The following is a 15349-nucleotide window of genomic DNA, read 5'->3' as shown; positions in this document are numbered from 1 at the left end:
GCATAGCGACCGGAATGCGGCCGGACCAGCCGGCCGCGGGTGACTACGCTGACCGCATGGCCGACACCCCGTCCGGCGGAGCCCCGCCGCCGCCGCCCGTGCCCGCCGCCCCGCCACCGGGCACGGCCGCCCCCCGGATGCCGTTGCGCCGGCTCGGCTGGCGGCGGTTCCTGGTGCTCGCCGGGGTCGTCCTGCTGATCGCCGCCGGCGCGGTGTTCATGCTCTACACACTCGGCTCCAACCTCGGCCCGGAAGCGCTGCTGATCGGCGTGATCGCGGCGGTCCTGCCGGTGCCGGTGCTGGTCTCCTGCTTCCTCTGGCTGGACCGCTACGAGCCGGAACCGCTGAAATACCTGATCTTCTGCTTCGGCTGGGGCGCGTTCGTCGCCACGGCCATCTCGCTGGTGGTCAACGAGACCTTCGCGGGGCTGTTCAAGGGCTGGGGGCTGCCCACGGCGCTGACCGCCGTGCTGGTCGCCCCGTTCATCGAGGAGCTGACCAAGGCGCTCGGGCCCATCCTGCTGCTGATCTTCCGGCGCCGGGAGTGGTCCGGGGTCACCGACGCCCTGGTCTACTGTGGGCTCTCCGCGATCGGCTTCGCCATGGTGGAGAACATCCTCTACCTCGGCGGCTACGGGTACGCCTCCGGCGTCGAGCAGTACGGCCCGGCCACCGCCGCCACCCGGGTCATCGCCATCTTCATCGTCCGGATCCTGCTGTTCGGCTTCGCCCACCCGCTGTTCACCTCGATGACCGGGGTGGGCCTGGGCGTCGCCGCGCGGACGGCCGACCGGCGGGTGCGGATCCTCGCCCCGATCGCCGGCCTGCTGCTGGCGATGATGCTGCACGGCACCTGGAACCTGCTGCCCTCGCTCGCCGTGGCCACCGGCCAGCCGCTGATCGCCCTGTACGGCTACATCGGCGTGATGGTGCCGATCTTCTTCGGCATGGTGGGGCTGGCGATCTGGCTGCGCGCCTGGGAGGGGCGGCTCACCGAGCGGACGCTGCCGGACTACGTGCGGGCCGGCTGGCTCACCCCGCCCGAGGTGGCGGCGCTGGGCAGTCTCGGCCGGCGGCACGCGGCCCGCACCTGGGCCCGCCGGGTGGCCGGCGACGGTGGGGTCAAGGCGATGCGCGGCTACCAGTTCGCGGCGACCCGGCTGGCCCTGCTGCGGGACGGCATGCGTCGGGGACTGGACCGCAAGGCGGCGGACCGGGAACGGACGGCCCGGGAGGAGCGGGAGTTGCTGGACGCGATCGCCGCGTACCGGTCCTTCTTCGTCGGGCGGGACCCGCAGGCACCCGTCGGGGTCTGGGACGGGCACCGCTACCACCTGCGGTTCCCGGACGGATCACGGCGGTCGGTGGAGGCGCCGGACGAGCCGGTGGTGCCGATCCCGGTGGTGCTCGCCCCGCCGCCGCCCCCGGCGTACCCGGCCGGCTACGGCCCGCCCGGCTGGTACGGCCCCCGGCCGGCCGCCCCCTGGCCGCCCGGGTCCCGCTGACGCCGGGCGGGCAGTGCTCCGCCGGGCCGGTGGCGATCGGCGAGGCCGGCGTGGTCAGGTCATCAGTCTGGTCATGAAGTCGCCGAGGCCCTGGAAGATCGCCATCAGCCCCGCGCCGATCCCCTTGAACATCGCCGCCGCCCCGTCCGGCCGGAACGCCATGAAGAAGATCAAGAACGCGATGAAGGTCCAGAACAAGAGCTTCCTCAGCAGTTCCGGCATCATCCCTCCCCAGGGCCCTGGTCGGCCCTGGCTTCCCCTGGAAGCAGAGCCCAAACGGGACGGGGAGTCGGTGCGGCGGCGCCCGTCGGGGCGGTCGGCTCAGAGGTAGAGGCCGGTGGAGCCGGCCTCCTTCTCCACCCGCTCGGCGGCGACCGCGTGCACGTCGCGTTCGCGCAGCAGGACGTACCCCCGACCGTGCAGCTCAACCTCCGAGCGGTCGTCCGGGTCGAAGAGCACCCGGTCGCCGGAGACGATGGACCGGACGCTCGGACCCACCCCCACGGCGGTCGCCCAGGCCAGGCGCTTGCCCATTGTGGCAGTGGCCGGGATCACGATACCGGCGGTGGAGCGGCGCTCACCCTCGCTGCCCTCCGTGCGCACCAGGACGCGGTCGTGCAGCAGGCGGATCGGCAGGCCGGCGTCGAGGTTCTGGTCGGCGGTCACGCCGCAGACGGTACCCCGTCATCCCGGGCCGCTCCGCCGGTGGTTGCCCGGACACCGCCCTGGGCAATGTGTGGTGGAACCGTCCTACGGTGGGTCGAACCGGCGTATCCTGTCACCCTTGTCTCCGTGGGCGGACCGTCATGCAGGAGGTGCGCTTGAGCCGCTTCGAGCGGATACGCGGACGGCTCCGCCGCGCGTACGAGTCGGGCCGGGAGTCGGTGCGCGCGGAGCGCGCCGAGGCCCGGGACGGGCCCGAGGAGTCGGGGCTGGCCTCGCCGGCCTCGCCCGGGCCGGAGGCGCCACCGTCGGCGACGGTGGTCGGCGCGGAGCCCCCCGCCGCCATGCACACCTCCACCTCTAGCCGGGACGACGCCGACGTGCCGCACGCGCTGCGCATCGCCGCCGCCTGGTCGTGGCGACTGATCGTGATCGGCATCGTGACCTGGGCGCTGCTCAAGATCGTCGGCACCATCCGGATCGTGATCATCCCGGTGGCGATCGCGCTGCTGCTCTCCGCGCTGCTCGCCCCGGCGGTCGGCTGGCTGCTCAAGGCCCGCTTCCCCCGGTCGCTGGCGACCGCGGTGGTGCTGGTCGGCGGCCTGGTCGCGGTGATCGGCACGCTGACCCTGGTGGTGAACGAGTTCATCCAGGGCGTGCCGGACCTCAGCGACAAGTCCTCCCAGGGCGTCCGGCAGATCCAGAACTGGCTCAAGACCGGCCCGCTGCACCTCTCCGACGGTCAGCTCAACACCTACATCAACGAGGCGCAGAGCTGGATCAGCGGCAACACCAAGACGTTCACCAGCGGTGCGCTCTCCGCCACGGCGACGCTCGCCGAGGTGCTGACCGGCACCATCCTGGTGCTCTTCGCCACCTTCTTCTTCCTCCGCGACGGCAAACAGATCTGGCGGTTCCTGGTCCGGCTGCTCCCGGTGGCCGCCCGGTGGAAGGTCGACGACGCCGGCCGGGCCTCCTGGGCCACGCTCGGCGCCTACGTCCGGGCCACCGTGCTGGTCGCCTTCATCGACGCGGTCGGCATCGGCATCTTCCTGGTCATCTTCGACGTCCCGTTCGCCTTCCCGCTGGCCGCCCTGGTCTTCCTGGGCGCCTTCATCCCGATCGTCGGCGCAGCGCTCTCCGGCGGTGTGGCGGTGCTGGTGGCGCTCGTCGACAGCGGCCTGGTCACGGCATTGATCATCCTCGGGGTGGTGATCGGCGTGCAGCAGCTGGAGGGGCACGTGCTCCAGCCGCTGATCATGGGCCGAGCGGTGGCCATCCACCCGCTCGCGGTGATCATCGGCATCGCGGCCGGGGTGGTCCTGGCCGGGATCGCCGGCGCGCTGGTGGCGGTGCCGCTGATCGCGGTGCTCAACACGGCGGTCCGGCGGCTCGCCGCGAGGACGGTGCCCGACACCCCGCCGGACGCGGTGGTGGTCGCCTCCCAGGCCCCCTGACTCAGCTCTTCCCGAGGCGTTCCAGGGCGCCCCGGGCCACGTCCGGGCGGGTGGTGTACCAGAACGGCGGGAGCGAACGTCGCAGGAACGGGCCGTAGCCTCGGGCGGTCTCCAGCCGGGAGTCGAGCACCGCGACCACACCGCGGTCGCCGGTCGCCCGGATCAGCCGCCCGACGCCCTGGGCCAGCCGGACCGCCGCGATCGGCACGCTGACCGCGGCGAAGCCGGAGCCGCCGCTCGCGTCCACCGCGGCCGCCCGGGCCGCCGCGAGCGGCTCGTCCGGGCGCGGGAAGGGCAGCCGGTCGATCACCACGAGCTGGCAGGAGTCGCCCGGCACGTCCACCCCCTGCCAGAGCGACATCACCCCGAACAGGCAGCTGGCTCGCTCCTCCCGGAACCGCCGGACCAGCAGCGGCAGCGCCTCCTCGCCCTGGAGCAGCACCGGCAGGTCGGTCCGCGCGCGGAGCAGCTCCGCCGCCTGCTGCGCGGCCCGCCGGGAGGAGAAGAGCCCGAGGGTACGCCCACCGAGCGCCCCCACCAGCGCGAGCAGCTCCTCCCCGGCCGCCGGGGGCAGCCCGGAGACGCTGGGCCGGGGCAGGTGCGCGGCGACGTAGAGGATGCCCTGCCGGGCGTAGTCGAAGGGGGAGCCGACGTCGAGCGAGCGCCAGCCCGGCCCCTCGGTGGCCGGGACGGTCCCGGTGGCGGCCCGGCTACCGGCGGCGCTGGCGACCACGCCACGGCCGGCCGAGCCGGCGGGAGCGGTGGCGGCGGCCAGCGCGGCGGCGGCCGGGGACGGCGGGGCGGGCGGGGGAGCGTCCAGGCCGAGCGCCCGGGCCACCGTGTCGAACCGGCCGCCCAGCGAAAGGGTGGCCGAGGTGGCGACCACGGTGCGCTCGTCGTACAGGTGGGTGGCGAGGGTGCCGGCCACGGAGAGCGGCGCGACCACGAGGGCGCGCCGGCTGCCGTTGTCGGGCTTCTCCACCCAGGCGACGTCGTGGTCGGCCTCCTCCAGCAGCCGCTGGGCGGTGGTGGAGAGCTCATCCAGCACCGCTTTGGCCTGCTGCTTGCGGACCGGGTCCGGATCGTCGGCCTTCACGTCGCCGATCGCCTCCAGCGCGGCCCGGGTCGCCGCGTCGAGCAGCGTGCAGGCCTCGCGCAGCGGGCTGGGCAGGCCGCCGGTGATCCGCCCGGCCGGCGCCTCGGCCAGCCCGACGGCGAGGGCGTCCCCGGCCTCGGTGAGCCGCTCGGCGACCTCCGGACGCAGCAGCGGCCGGGCCCGGCGGGCGGACCGGTCGATCAGCTCCGGCACCAGCTCGGCCTGGGCGGCGGAGGAGACCCGGTCGGCCAGCTCGTGCGCCTCGTCGACGATGAGCACCTTGTGCGGCGGCACGATCTGCCGGCCGGCGAGCATGTCGACCGCCAGCAGGCTGTGGTTGGTGACCACGATGTCCGCCTCCCGGGCCCGGGCCCGGGACGCCTCGGCGAAGCACTCCGCCCCGAACGGGCAGCGGCTCGCCCCGACGCACTCCCGGGCCGGCATCGACACCAGCCGCCAGGCCTGGTCGTCCACGCCCGGGTCCAGCTCGTCGCGGTCGCCGGTGTCGGTCTCCATGGCCCAGTCGCGCAATCGCTGGATCTGCTTGCCGAGCCGGCCGGCCTCACCGAGCCATTTCGTCCCGCCGGCGGGCCGGGACGCCGGGGCGTCGAAGAGGGTGTCCTCCGGCTCCTCCTCGGTCGAGTTGTCCAGCCGAGCCAGGCACAGGTAGTGGTGCCGGCCCTTGAGCACGGCGAAGGTGGGCCGGCGGCCGAGCAGCGGCTCCACCGCATCGGCGAGCCGGGGCAGGTCGTGGTCGACCAGCTGGGACTGCAACGCCAGGGTGGCGGTGGAGACCACCACCGGGCCGTCCACGGTCAGCGCCGGGGCGAGGTACGCCAGCGACTTGCCGGTGCCCGTGCCGGCCTGGACCAGCAGGTGGTCGCCGGAGGCGATGCTGTCGCAGATCGCCGCGGCCATCTGCTGCTGGCCCGGACGGGCGGTGCCGCCGGGCACCGCGCCGACCGCCGCCGCCAGCAGCTCCGTCCCGCTCGGCCGGCTGCCCCGGCGCTTCCGGGCGGCTGCGGGACCGGTGGCGGCGCGGGGCGGAGTCACCGTGCGACGGTACCTGCCGCCGCCGACACCGGCCGCGCCGATCCGCCGCGTGGCGTGGTCACGGTACGGATTCCGGCGGGTCGCGTCCGGTTACCTGCCGATCGCGTCGCGTTGCCGGAATCGGCTAGGGTGCCAGTCATGCCGAGCGACGTGGTCCGCGTGATCTACCGCAAGTACGACGGCAGCGCCCACCGCGACTACCCGGCCCGCCGGCTCACCGAGGACGACCTCGGCGTCTGGCTCGGCGTGCCGGCCGGCACAGAGTCCGTCTACCATGGCCGTCCCTCGGTCGAGCAGATCCCGTTCGTGCTGCTGGTGCCGCACCACGGCTGGTGGACGGGGATGTTCAACCCGCCGCCGCGGACCAGCGAGGTCTACTGCGACATCGCCACCCCGGCCGGGTGGGAGGGCGACGACACGGTCCACCTGATCGATCTCGACCTCGACGTGGTGCGCCGCCGGGCGACCGGCGTGGTCGAGCTGCGGGACGAGGACGAGTTCGCCGAGCACCGGGCGCGGTTCGGTTACCCGGACGAGGTGGTGGCGGAGGCGGAGGCGGCGGCCCGCTGGCTCTTCCGCGCGCTCGGCGACGGCACCGAGCCGTTCGCCACGTCGTACCGGAAGTGGCTGGCCCTGGTGGTCTGACCGGGCCTCACCAGCGCAGCGGCCAGATGTCCTCCGGGCCGAACTCCGGCAGGTCGGCCAGCTTCTCCGGGTTGAGCTGGTTGAAGACGCCGGTGATCCGCCCCCCGTGTACGGCGAACCCGATGACCAGGCGAACCGGACGACCGTCCCGGTGGACGGTTTCCAGCTGCCAACCGAGGGCGCCGTTGACCAGCGCCGGCCGGGCCAGCAGCCGACCGCTGTACCGGTCGGCCTGGCCGAAGAGCCCGAGGATGAAGCGGGCCACCGCGTCGGCGCCGACCACCGGCCGGCGGGCCGCCGGGAAGTGGCCGCCGCTGTCGCCGACCAGGACCACGTCCGGGGCGAGCACCCGGATCAGCCGGTCGAGCTCGCCGGACTCGACGGCGGCGGTGAAAGCGGCCAGCACCCGCTGCTGCTCGGCCAGGTCGGCGGTGTGCCGGGGGACGTCCGGCCCGGTGACCGTCCGGCGGGCCCGGGAGGCGAGCTGGCGGGCCGCGGCGGGAGTGGTGCCGAGCACCTCGGCGATGGTGGCGAACGGCACCGCGAAGACGTCGTGCAGGACGAACGCCACCCGCTGCTCCGGGGCGAGCCGTTCCAGCACCACCAGCAGCGCGGTGCCGAGTTGGTCGGTCCGAACCGCCCGCTCGGCCGGGTCGGGGGCGAAGCCGTCCGTCGCGGGGACGGCGGTCACCACCGGCTCCGGCAGCCACTGACCGGGGTACGTCTCCCGGCGCACCCGCGCCGAGCGCAGCACATCCAGGCAGATCCGGGAGCAGGTGGTGGTCAGCCAGGCGCGCAGCTGGCGGATCTCCGCACGGGTGGACGGATCGGCGAGCGCGCCTGCGTACCGCAGCCAGGTCTCCTGCACGGCGTCCTCGGCCTCGCTCCGGCTACCCAGCATCCGGTACGCCACCGCCATCAGGTGCCCCCGCTCGGCCTCGAACTCCGTCGCCAGATCCCCCACCACGCTCTCCCTCCCCGTTCTCTCTCCGCCGGACACATTCTCCCCCTCCGCTGGGACGCCCCCCAAACGTGCCACCGGCCCCGGCTTCTCCGGCGGGGTGGGGTGGCCCGGGGGAGGTCGTGGGGAGGCGGGCGGGGGTGGATGGGTGATGATCCGGGGATGAGCGGAGTCGATGAGTCCGGGATCGTGGGTCCCGAGGGCGGCAAGATGCGGGAGCTGCTCCGGGTGGCGCCCGACGGTGGGGCGGTCGACCTGGCGGGGATCGATCAGCGGTCGACGCCCGGCCTGCCGGCGGCGGCCGGGAACGGGAGGCGGCGCAAGGACTGGGCCGGTCAGCAGGTCGAGCTGCTCGGCGCGGGACTCGGCCGCGAGCAGGAGATGCTGTACGCCGAGGCGAAGAGCGCGGCCGGGCCGGAGGCCCCCGCCAGCGCTCCGACGAGGGCGGGAGCCCACCTCAACGGCGACCGGCCGCGCCGGCTGCTGCTGGTGCTCCAGGCGATGGACTGCGGCGGCAAGGACGGCACGATCAAGCGGGTGGCCGGCGCGATGAACCCGCTCGGCCTGCACATCCGCTCCTTCGGCCCGCCGACGGAGGAGGAACTGCGGCACGACTTCCTGTGGCGGGTCCGCCAGGCCCTGCCGCCGCCCGGCCACGTCGGGATCTTCAACCGGTCGCACTACGAGGACGTACTCGTCGCCCGGGTCGAGTCGCTGGTCGACGAGGCCACCTGGCGGGCCCGGTACGACGCGATCAACGCCTTCGAGCGCGAGCTGACCCACGGGGCGGTGACCCTGGTCAAGGTGATGCTGCACATCTCCCGCGAGGAGCAGGGCGAGCGGCTGATGGAGCGGTTGACCGATCCGCGGAAGTACTGGAAGTACAACCCGAGCGACCTGGACTCCCGGGCCCGCTGGGACGACTACCAGGCCGCGTACGCCGAGGCGCTGGGCCGGTGCGGCACGGACGCCGCCCCCTGGTTCGTGGTGCCGGCGGACCGGAAGTGGTACCGGGACTGGGCGGTCGCCCACCTGCTCCGCGAGACGTTCGACGGACTTGATCTGGGGTATCCGGCAGCCGGTTTCGACGTGGAGCGGGAGCGTCAGCGGTTGCGGGCCGCAAGCGAGCGGAGAAAGGTGAACGCCAGGTAAACGAGCGGTGAATCGGGCCTGACCAGGGGTGGGCCGCCTAATGCCGCGTTCTCCGGGGTACCTAGCATGCGCAGAGCAGACGCCCGGGGCGTCGCCACCCTTTCACTGAGACGACGAGGTCCGTGCTGTGAAGTTTTCCTTCCGCCCCACCGAGGGCGCCTTCTACGAGCTCTTCACCAGGGCCGCGCAGAACCTGGTGCGGGGTACCGAGGTGCTCAACGAGCTGGGCCTGCCCGGCGCCGACGTGCAGTCGGTCAGCGAGCGGCTCACCGAGGTCGAGCACGACAGCGACCAGATCACCCACGAGCTGTACAAGAAGATCAACTCCACCTTCATCACCCCGTTCGACCGGGAGGACATCTACCGTCTGGGCTCGCTCCTCGACGACGTGATGGACCACCTGGAGGCGGTCGGCAACCTGCTCTACCTGTACGGCCTGACCAAGCTCCCCGCGCTGCCGCGCGAGCTGCACGAGCTGCTCAACGTCCTCGACCAGCAGGCCAAGCTGACCGCCGAGGCGATGCCCCGGCTGAAGTCGATGAAGGACCTCGAGGACTACTGGATCGAGTGCAACCGCCTCGAGAACGACGGCGACCAGGCGTACCGGATGCTGCTGGTCCGCCTCTTCTCCGGCGAGTACGACGCGCTCACCGTGCTGAAGATGAAGGAGGTGGCCGACGAGCTGGAGGCCGCCTGCGACGCCTTCGAGCACGTGGCCAACACCGTCGAGACCATCGCGGTCAAGGAGTCCTGATCCTGTGACCCCCGAACTCATCGCCGTGCTGGCGGTGATCGTGGTGGCCTTGGCGTTCGACTACACCAACGGCTTCCACGATGCCGCCAACGCGATCGCGACCAGCGTCTCCACCCGGGCGCTGACCCCCCGGATCGCCCTGCTGCTGGCCGCGGTCGGCAACTTCGTCGGCGCGCACTTCGGCGCCGGCGTGGCCAAGACCGTCGGCGACGGCCTGGTCACGCTGCCCACCGGGGTGGCCAGCCTGGGGGTGGTCTTCGCCGGCGTGCTCGGCGCCATCGCCTGGAACCTGATCACCTGGTACTTCGGCCTGCCGTCGTCCTCCTCGCACGCCCTCTTCGGCGGACTGGTCGGGGCGACCCTGCTCGCCACCGGCGGCGTGGTGCAGTGGGCCAACATCGGCGCGAAGGTCATCATCCCGATGATCCTGTCGCCGATCGTCGGCCTCACCCTGGGCTACCTGGTGATGCTGGCCATCCTCTGGCTGTTCCGGAAGGGGCACCCGGGCAAGCTCAACCGGGGCTTCCGCTGGGCGCAGACCCTCTCGGCGGCAGCCATGTCGGTCGGCCACGGTATGCAGGACGCCGCGAAGACCATGGGCATCGTGGTCCTGGCCCTCTACACCGGTGGCTTCCAGGACGACAAGACGCACATCCCCGGCTGGGTGTTCTGGACCTCCGCGGCGATGCTGGCGCTCGGCACGTACGCCGGTGGTTGGCGGATCATCCGGACCCTGGGCCGGAAGATCATCGACCTGGGCCCGCCGGAGGGCTTCGCCGCCGAGACGGTGGCCAGCGCGGTGCTCTACTTCAACGCCCTGGTGCTCAAGGCCCCGATCTCCACCACCCACACGATCACCTCGGCGATCATGGGGGTGGGCGCGACCAAGCGCCTCACTGCGGTCCGCTGGAACGTCGCCGGCAACATCGTGGTCGCCTGGATCATCACGTTCCCGGCTGCCGCGGCGATCGCCTGCCTCACCTACCTGGTGGTCCGGCCGCTGTTCTGACGCCGACCGTCCGTTGAGAGGCCTCCCGCCACGGTGGGGGGCCTCTCACGCGTAGTCGACCCCGATCCGGTCCCGGATGTCGTCCAGGAGCGCCATCACGTCCAGCGTCGCGGCGTGCGGGACCAGCGGGCTCTCGGTCAGCCCGGCGGCCAGGCAGCGCTGCACCTCGGCGGCCTCGTCCTGGTAGCCGCCGCCGATCAGCTCGGCGGGGAGGGTCTCCGGCTCGGCGCCGGCCCGGTGCAGCACCGCCGACCCGGGCCGGAAGAACGGCTCGGGCAGGTCGATCCGGCCGGTCGTGCCGGTGATCGAGGCGGCGATCGCGGTGGCACCGATCAGCCCGCAGCTCAGCGTGGCCACCGCGCCCGAGTCCCAGCCGAGGACGATGCCGGTGTTCTCGTCCACGCCCTCGGGGCTCAGCTTCGCCCAAGCGTGCACGTGCTGCGGCACCCCGAGCAGCAGGTGGGCCAGACTCACCGGGTACACGCCGAGGTCGAGCAGGGCGCCGCCGCCCAGCGTCCGGGCCCGCATCCGGTGCTCGGGCGGGAACGGCCCGGCCACCCCGAAGTCCGCCCGAACGCTGGTCACCTCGCCGATCGCGCCGTCGCGGACCAGGTCGAGCACCCGGCGGACGAGCGGGTTGGTCCGCATCCACATCGCCTCCATCAGGAAGACCCCGCGGGCCCGGGCCGTCTCAATCAGCTCGGTGCTGGTGGCCAGGTCGAGCGTGAACGGCTTCTCCAGCAGCACGGCCCGCGCCGCGGCGAGGCAGGTCATGGCCGCCTCGTGATGGGCGGCGTGCGGGGTGGCCACGTAGATCACGTCCAGCTCCGGGTCCGCGGCCAGCTCCGCCCAGGAGGCGTACGCCCGGGGGATGCCGTGCCGGGCGGCGAACCGTTCGGCACTCTCGGGGGTGCGGGAGCCGACCGCGACCAGCTCGGCGTCCGGCACCAGCCGCAGATCCTCGGCGAAGCGGCCGGCGATGTGTCCGGTGGCCAGGATTCCCCAACGTGCCATGGCGGCACGCTATCCCGGACCGCCTGCGAGGATGATCCACCGATCGGGAACTAGGCTCGCGGAATGACGATCGAAGGCTTCGCCGCACCCCCCGCCCTGGTGGCGCACGCGCGCCGGTTCCGCGCCGAGGGCGGGACGCCGGCGGCGCCCCGGGTCGCGGCCACCGTGCTGCTGCTCCGCCCCGCCGGGGCCGACTTCGAGGTGTACGTCATCCGCCGGGTCGCCGCCATGGCCTTCGGCGGCATGTACGCCTTCCCTGGCGGCGGGGTGGACCCCTCCGATTCCCAGGCCCACCTGGACTGGGCCGGCCCGGAGCCGGCCGACTGGGCGGCCCGCCTCGGGCAGCCACCGGCCGCCGCCCAGGCCGTGGTCTGCGCCGCCGCCCGGGAGGTCTTCGAGGAGGCCGGCGTGCTGCTGGCGGGCCCGGCCGCCTCGGCCGTGGTGGGCGACGTCAGCGGCGACGACTGGGAGACCGCCCGGCAGGACCTGGAGGCCCGCCGGGTGGGCTTCGCCGACCTGCTCGCCAGGCGTCGGCTCACCCTCCGCTCCGACCTGCTGCTGCCGTGGAGTCGGTGGATCACCCCGGAGTTCGAGCCGCGCCGCTTCGACACGTACTTCTTCGTGGCCCTGCTCCCGGAGGGGCAGCGGACCCGGGACGTCTCCGGCGAGGCCGACCACACCATGTGGGTCCGCCCGGCGGACGCCCTGGCCCGGGCGGAGGCCGGAGAGCTCACCATGCTGCCCCCGACCATGGTCACCCTGGCCCAGGTCGCCGCCGCCGGCAACCTGCCCGGCGTGGCCAGGGCGGCGGCCACCCGCGACGCCGCCACCCCCGTCACCCCCCGCCTCGACCTCCCCGAGGACGGCGACCCCCGCTTCATCCTCGACTGACCCGCCGCTCCACCCCGCCGATCTTGCACTTACGGTGGGTGCAAAGGGGATGAACCGTCCCCGATCGTCAACCACAACCGCAAGATCGCCGGAGGTGCGCTGAGCGCGGGGGGTGTCCGGGAACCAGCGGCTCAGCCGAAGCGGCCGGTGATGTAGTCCTCGGTCTTCTTCACGCTCGGGTTGCTGAAGATCTTCTGAGTGTTGTCGTACTCGATCAGTCGGCCGGGGTCGCCGGTCTTCTCGATGGAGAAGAAGGCGGTCCGGTCCGACACCCGGGCGGCCTGCTGCATGTTGTGCGTGACGATGATGATGGTGAACTTGTCCTTGAGCTGGAACATCAGGTCCTCGATGGCCAGCGTCGAGATCGGGTCGAGCGCCGAGCAGGGCTCGTCCATCAGCACCACCTGCGGCTCGACCGCGATGGTGCGGGCGATGCAGAGCCGCTGCTGCTGACCGCCGGACAGGCCGGCGCCCGGCTTGCCCAGCCGGTCCTTGACCTCGTCCCAGAGGTTGGCCGAGCGGAGCGCCTTCTCCGCGGCCTCCTCCAGGATCGACTTCCGCTTCACGCCGTTGAGCCGCAGCCCGGCCACCACGTTGTCGAAGATGCTCATGGTGGGGAACGGGTTGGGCCGCTGGAAGACCATGCCGATCATGCGGCGGACCGCGGTGACGTCCACGTCCCGGTCGTAGATGTCCTGGTCGTCGATGGTCAGGCTGCCCTCGACCCGGGCGCCGGGGAGCACCTCGTGCATCCGGTTGATGGACCGCAGGAAGGTCGACTTCCCGCAGCCCGAGGGCCCGATCAGGGCGGTGACCGTCTTCGGCTCGACGGTCAGGTTGATGTTCTCAATCGCCTTGAAGCTGCCGTAGTAGGCGGTGACGTTCGTGGCTTCGATGCGCTTGGCCATGGTGGCGGTACCTCCGGGGTTCATCGGCCGAGCCGGTTGCGACGGGCCAGCAACTTCGCCGCAATGGTCAGGATGAGGACGAGGGCGACCAGGGTCAGCGCCGCGGTCCACGCCCGCGCCGGTGCGTACTTCGACGCATCACCGGCCTGCTGGTAGACGAAGAGAGCCAGCGACGACTGGTTGTTCTCGAGCGGGTTGAAGTTGATCGCCGCGCCGCCGCCGGCGACGAGCAGCACCGGGGCGGTCTCGCCGGCGGCCCGCGCGATGGCGAGCATCACACCGGTGACGATGCCCGGCAGCGCCGTGGGCAGCACCACCCGCAGGATGGTCTTCCACTTCGGCACGCCGAGGGCGTACGCGCCCTCGCGCAGCGGCGCCGGGACCAGGCGGAGCATCTCCTCCGTGGAACGGACCACGGTCGGGAGCATCAGCACGCTGAGCGCCAGCGCGGCGGCGAAGCCGGAGAAGCCCGGCCGGCCGTCGTTGAAGATCGGCGACACGATCAGCACCCAGAACGCCAGGATGAACAGGCCGGCGACGATCGACGGGATGCCCGTCATCACGTCCACGAAGAACCGGATCGCCAGGGCGAACCGGCCCCGGCCGTACTCGACGACGTAGATCGCGCAGAGGATGCCGAGCGGGACGGTGATCAGGGTGGCGATGCCGACCTGCTCCAGCGTGCCGACGATGGCGTGGTAGGCGCCGCCGTTCGCGTCCCGCGCGCCGATGTTGTTCATCGAGGTGCCGAAGAAGTTGCCGTCCAGGCGCTCCACGCCCTTGCTGACCAGCGTCCAGACCACCGAGGCCAGCGGCAGCACCGCCAGCACGAAGGCGGAGTGGATCAGCGCGCTCCAGGCGCGGTTGCGCGCCGCCCGGCGACCCTCCACCGCGTTCGCGGCGGTGAATAGGCCGGCCAGGTAGAGCAGCGCGGCGACCACCACGACGAGCACCGGGCCACCGATGCCCGTGCCGTAGACGACGCCGGCGGCGACCAGGAGGGCCGCGAGGGCGATGACGGGTGCGGCGTACCTCGGGAGCCGCCGGGCCCGCAGGGTGGTGGGCTGAACCGGCGGCCGGGTGCGGTGGTTCATGACAGCGCTGGTCATGCGGCCGACTCCCTGAACTCGCGGCGGCGGTAGATGATCGCCCGCGCCGTGATGTTGACGATCAGCGTGATGGTGAAGAGCACCAGGCCGGAGGCGATCAGCGCGCCCCGACCGGTGTCGTTCGCCTCGCCGAACGCGTTGGCGATGTTCGCGGCGATGGTGTTGCCGCCGTTCTGGATCAGGTTGAACGAGATGCCGAACGTGATGCCGAGGGTCATCGCGAGCGCGATGGTCTCGCCGAGCGCGCGGCCCAGGCCGAGCATCACCGCGGCGATGATGCCCGGACGCCCGTACGGCAGCACGGCGGTGCGGATCATCTCCCAGCGGGTGGCGCCCAGCGCGAGGGCGGCCTCCTCGTTGGCGGTCGGGGTCTGCAGGAACACCTCGCGGGAGAGCGACGTGATGATCGGCAGCACCATGATCGCCAGCACGAGCGCGCCGAGCATGACCGACCTACCGAAGGGGCCGTCGCCGCCGAAGATCGGGATCCAGCCGAAGTACTCGTTCAGCCAGGTGGAGAAGTCCCGTACCGGGTTGATGAAGACGTCCCGGCCCCAGAGGCCGAAGACGACGCTGGGCACTGCGGCCAGCAGGTCGATCAGGAAGCCGAGGGCGGTGCCCAGCCGGCGCGGGGCGTAGTGGGACAGGTAGAGCGCGATGCCCAGGGCCACCGGAACCGCGACGAGCAGCGCGAGCGCGGAGCTGAGCACGGTGCCGAAGGCGAGCGTGCCGATCCCGAACTTCGGCTGGGCCTCGTTGGGCGACCAGCCCTCGTAGGTCCAGAAGTTCTCGGTGTCCGCGCGGAGCGCCGGGACCGCCTTGGTGATCAGGAAGACCGCGATCGCCGCGATGATGACCAGCACGGCGGTGCCGGCGGCCAGGGTGAGCCCACGGAACGCGCGTTCCGCGCCGAAGGCCCGCGCCCGGGGCAGCGAACCGCCGCCGCCCATCCCGTTCCCACCCGGGACACGGGTGCCGACATAAGTCTCGGCCACACGCGCCGATGCACCGGCGGGCCACTCGTGACCTGAGGCCACGCGGGTCCCGCCGGTGCCGGCGTGCGCCGAGCTGGGAGGGGTTTCACCCATCTGCTCGCTCGCTTCGAATTGAGAAGGTGGTGTTGCTCGGGACG

At 72.7% G+C, this 15349-nt stretch carries 14 protein-coding genes and 2 pseudogenes; 7 read left to right on the top strand and 9 right to left on the bottom strand.

What is annotated here, in order from left to right; genetic code table 11:
- The first annotated feature begins 14 nt into the window (after nucleotides 1-14).
- The gene (locus tag GA0070624_RS01770; RefSeq protein WP_091336040.1) at nucleotides 15-1505 is read left to right on the top strand and encodes a PrsW family intramembrane metalloprotease; all 1491 of its coding nucleotides are present in this window, start codon (nucleotides 15-17) and stop codon (nucleotides 1503-1505) included.
- Between the two features lie 54 nt (nucleotides 1506-1559).
- On the opposite strand, the gene GA0070624_RS34530 is transcribed toward GA0070624_RS01770, so the two are convergent.
- On the bottom strand, nucleotides 1560-1727 hold the full coding sequence (locus GA0070624_RS34530) for a hypothetical protein (protein WP_176731554.1): 168 nt from the start codon (nucleotides 1725-1727) through the stop codon (nucleotides 1560-1562).
- 99 nt (nucleotides 1728-1826) lie between these two features.
- Nucleotides 1827-2171 carry a GroES family chaperonin gene (locus tag GA0070624_RS01765; protein WP_091336038.1) on the bottom strand — a complete coding sequence of 115 codons (345 nt, stop codon included), beginning with the start codon at nucleotides 2169-2171 and terminating at the stop codon, nucleotides 1827-1829.
- A 140-nt stretch (nucleotides 2172-2311) separates the two neighbouring features.
- On the opposite strand from GA0070624_RS01765, the gene GA0070624_RS01760 reads away from it, so the two are divergent.
- Nucleotides 2312-3625 (top strand): AI-2E family transporter, encoded by a 1314-nt coding sequence (locus GA0070624_RS01760; RefSeq protein ID WP_091336036.1) that lies wholly within the window; start codon nucleotides 2312-2314, stop codon nucleotides 3623-3625.
- Nucleotide 3626: 1 nt separating this feature from the next.
- Here GA0070624_RS01760 and GA0070624_RS36715 read toward each other — a convergent pair.
- Nucleotides 3627-4313, bottom strand: a pseudogene (locus GA0070624_RS36715) (ATP-dependent DNA helicase); the annotation flags it as partial.
- A 111-nt stretch (nucleotides 4314-4424) separates the two neighbouring features.
- A pseudogene (locus GA0070624_RS36710) lies at nucleotides 4425-5774 on the bottom strand (ATP-dependent DNA helicase); the annotation flags it as partial.
- Between the two features lie 138 nt (nucleotides 5775-5912).
- On the opposite strand from GA0070624_RS36710, the gene GA0070624_RS01750 reads away from it, so the two are divergent.
- Nucleotides 5913-6419 (top strand): DUF402 domain-containing protein, encoded by a 507-nt coding sequence (locus GA0070624_RS01750; RefSeq protein WP_091336031.1) that lies wholly within the window; start codon nucleotides 5913-5915, stop codon nucleotides 6417-6419.
- Between the two features lie 7 nt (nucleotides 6420-6426).
- Here GA0070624_RS01750 and sigJ read toward each other — a convergent pair whose 3' ends face one another.
- Entirely contained in the window at nucleotides 6427-7383 is a 957-nt protein-coding gene (gene sigJ, locus GA0070624_RS01745; RefSeq protein ID WP_091336029.1) for an RNA polymerase sigma factor SigJ, read from the bottom strand.
- 159 nt (nucleotides 7384-7542) lie between these two features.
- On the opposite strand from sigJ, the gene GA0070624_RS01740 reads away from it, so the two are divergent.
- The 3 genes from GA0070624_RS01740 (at nucleotide 7543) to GA0070624_RS01730 (ending at nucleotide 10295) form a co-directional block, all read left to right on the top strand.
- Complete coding sequence (locus tag GA0070624_RS01740) at nucleotides 7543-8532, top strand: PPK2 family polyphosphate kinase (RefSeq protein ID WP_091336027.1); 990 nt, start codon at nucleotides 7543-7545, stop codon at nucleotides 8530-8532.
- Between the two features lie 127 nt (nucleotides 8533-8659).
- Nucleotides 8660-9286 carry a DUF47 domain-containing protein gene (locus GA0070624_RS01735; RefSeq protein ID WP_091336025.1) on the top strand — a complete coding sequence of 209 codons (627 nt, stop codon included), beginning with the start codon at nucleotides 8660-8662 and terminating at the stop codon, nucleotides 9284-9286.
- 4 nt (nucleotides 9287-9290) lie between these two features.
- On the top strand, nucleotides 9291-10295 hold the full coding sequence (locus tag GA0070624_RS01730; protein WP_091336023.1) for an inorganic phosphate transporter: 1005 nt from the start codon (nucleotides 9291-9293) through the stop codon (nucleotides 10293-10295).
- Between the two features lie 45 nt (nucleotides 10296-10340).
- Here GA0070624_RS01730 and GA0070624_RS01725 read toward each other — a convergent pair whose 3' ends face one another.
- Complete coding sequence (locus GA0070624_RS01725; RefSeq protein ID WP_091336021.1) at nucleotides 10341-11309, bottom strand: Gfo/Idh/MocA family protein; 969 nt, start codon at nucleotides 11307-11309, stop codon at nucleotides 10341-10343.
- A 63-nt stretch (nucleotides 11310-11372) separates the two neighbouring features.
- Here GA0070624_RS01725 and GA0070624_RS01720 point away from each other — a divergent pair, with 63 nt between their 5' ends.
- Nucleotides 11373-12200 carry an NUDIX hydrolase gene (locus GA0070624_RS01720; RefSeq protein WP_091336019.1) on the top strand — a complete coding sequence of 276 codons (828 nt, stop codon included), beginning with the start codon at nucleotides 11373-11375 and terminating at the stop codon, nucleotides 12198-12200.
- A 131-nt stretch (nucleotides 12201-12331) separates the two neighbouring features.
- On the opposite strand, the gene pstB is transcribed toward GA0070624_RS01720, so the two are convergent.
- The 3 genes from pstB to pstC are packed head-to-tail and all read right to left on the bottom strand — an operon-like array spanning nucleotide 12332 to nucleotide 15305.
- Entirely contained in the window at nucleotides 12332-13108 is a 777-nt protein-coding gene (pstB, locus tag GA0070624_RS01715) for a phosphate ABC transporter ATP-binding protein PstB (RefSeq protein WP_091336018.1), read from the bottom strand.
- A gap of 20 nt (nucleotides 13109-13128) precedes the next feature.
- Complete coding sequence (pstA, locus tag GA0070624_RS01710) at nucleotides 13129-14217, bottom strand: phosphate ABC transporter permease PstA (protein ID WP_091336015.1); 1089 nt, start codon at nucleotides 14215-14217, stop codon at nucleotides 13129-13131.
- Nucleotides 14214-15305 carry a phosphate ABC transporter permease subunit PstC gene (gene pstC / locus GA0070624_RS01705; RefSeq protein WP_091336013.1) on the bottom strand — a complete coding sequence of 364 codons (1092 nt, stop codon included), beginning with the start codon at nucleotides 15303-15305 and terminating at the stop codon, nucleotides 14214-14216. Before pstC ends, pstA begins: the two co-directional genes overlap by 4 nt.
- Nucleotides 15306-15349: the final 44 nt, after the last annotated feature.

Origin of the sequence: Micromonospora rhizosphaerae, from assembly GCF_900091465.1 — a bacterium.
Lineage (GTDB): Bacteria > Actinomycetota > Actinomycetes > Mycobacteriales > Micromonosporaceae > Micromonospora > Micromonospora rhizosphaerae.
This window is presented reverse-complemented; position numbering and strand designations above follow the sequence as displayed.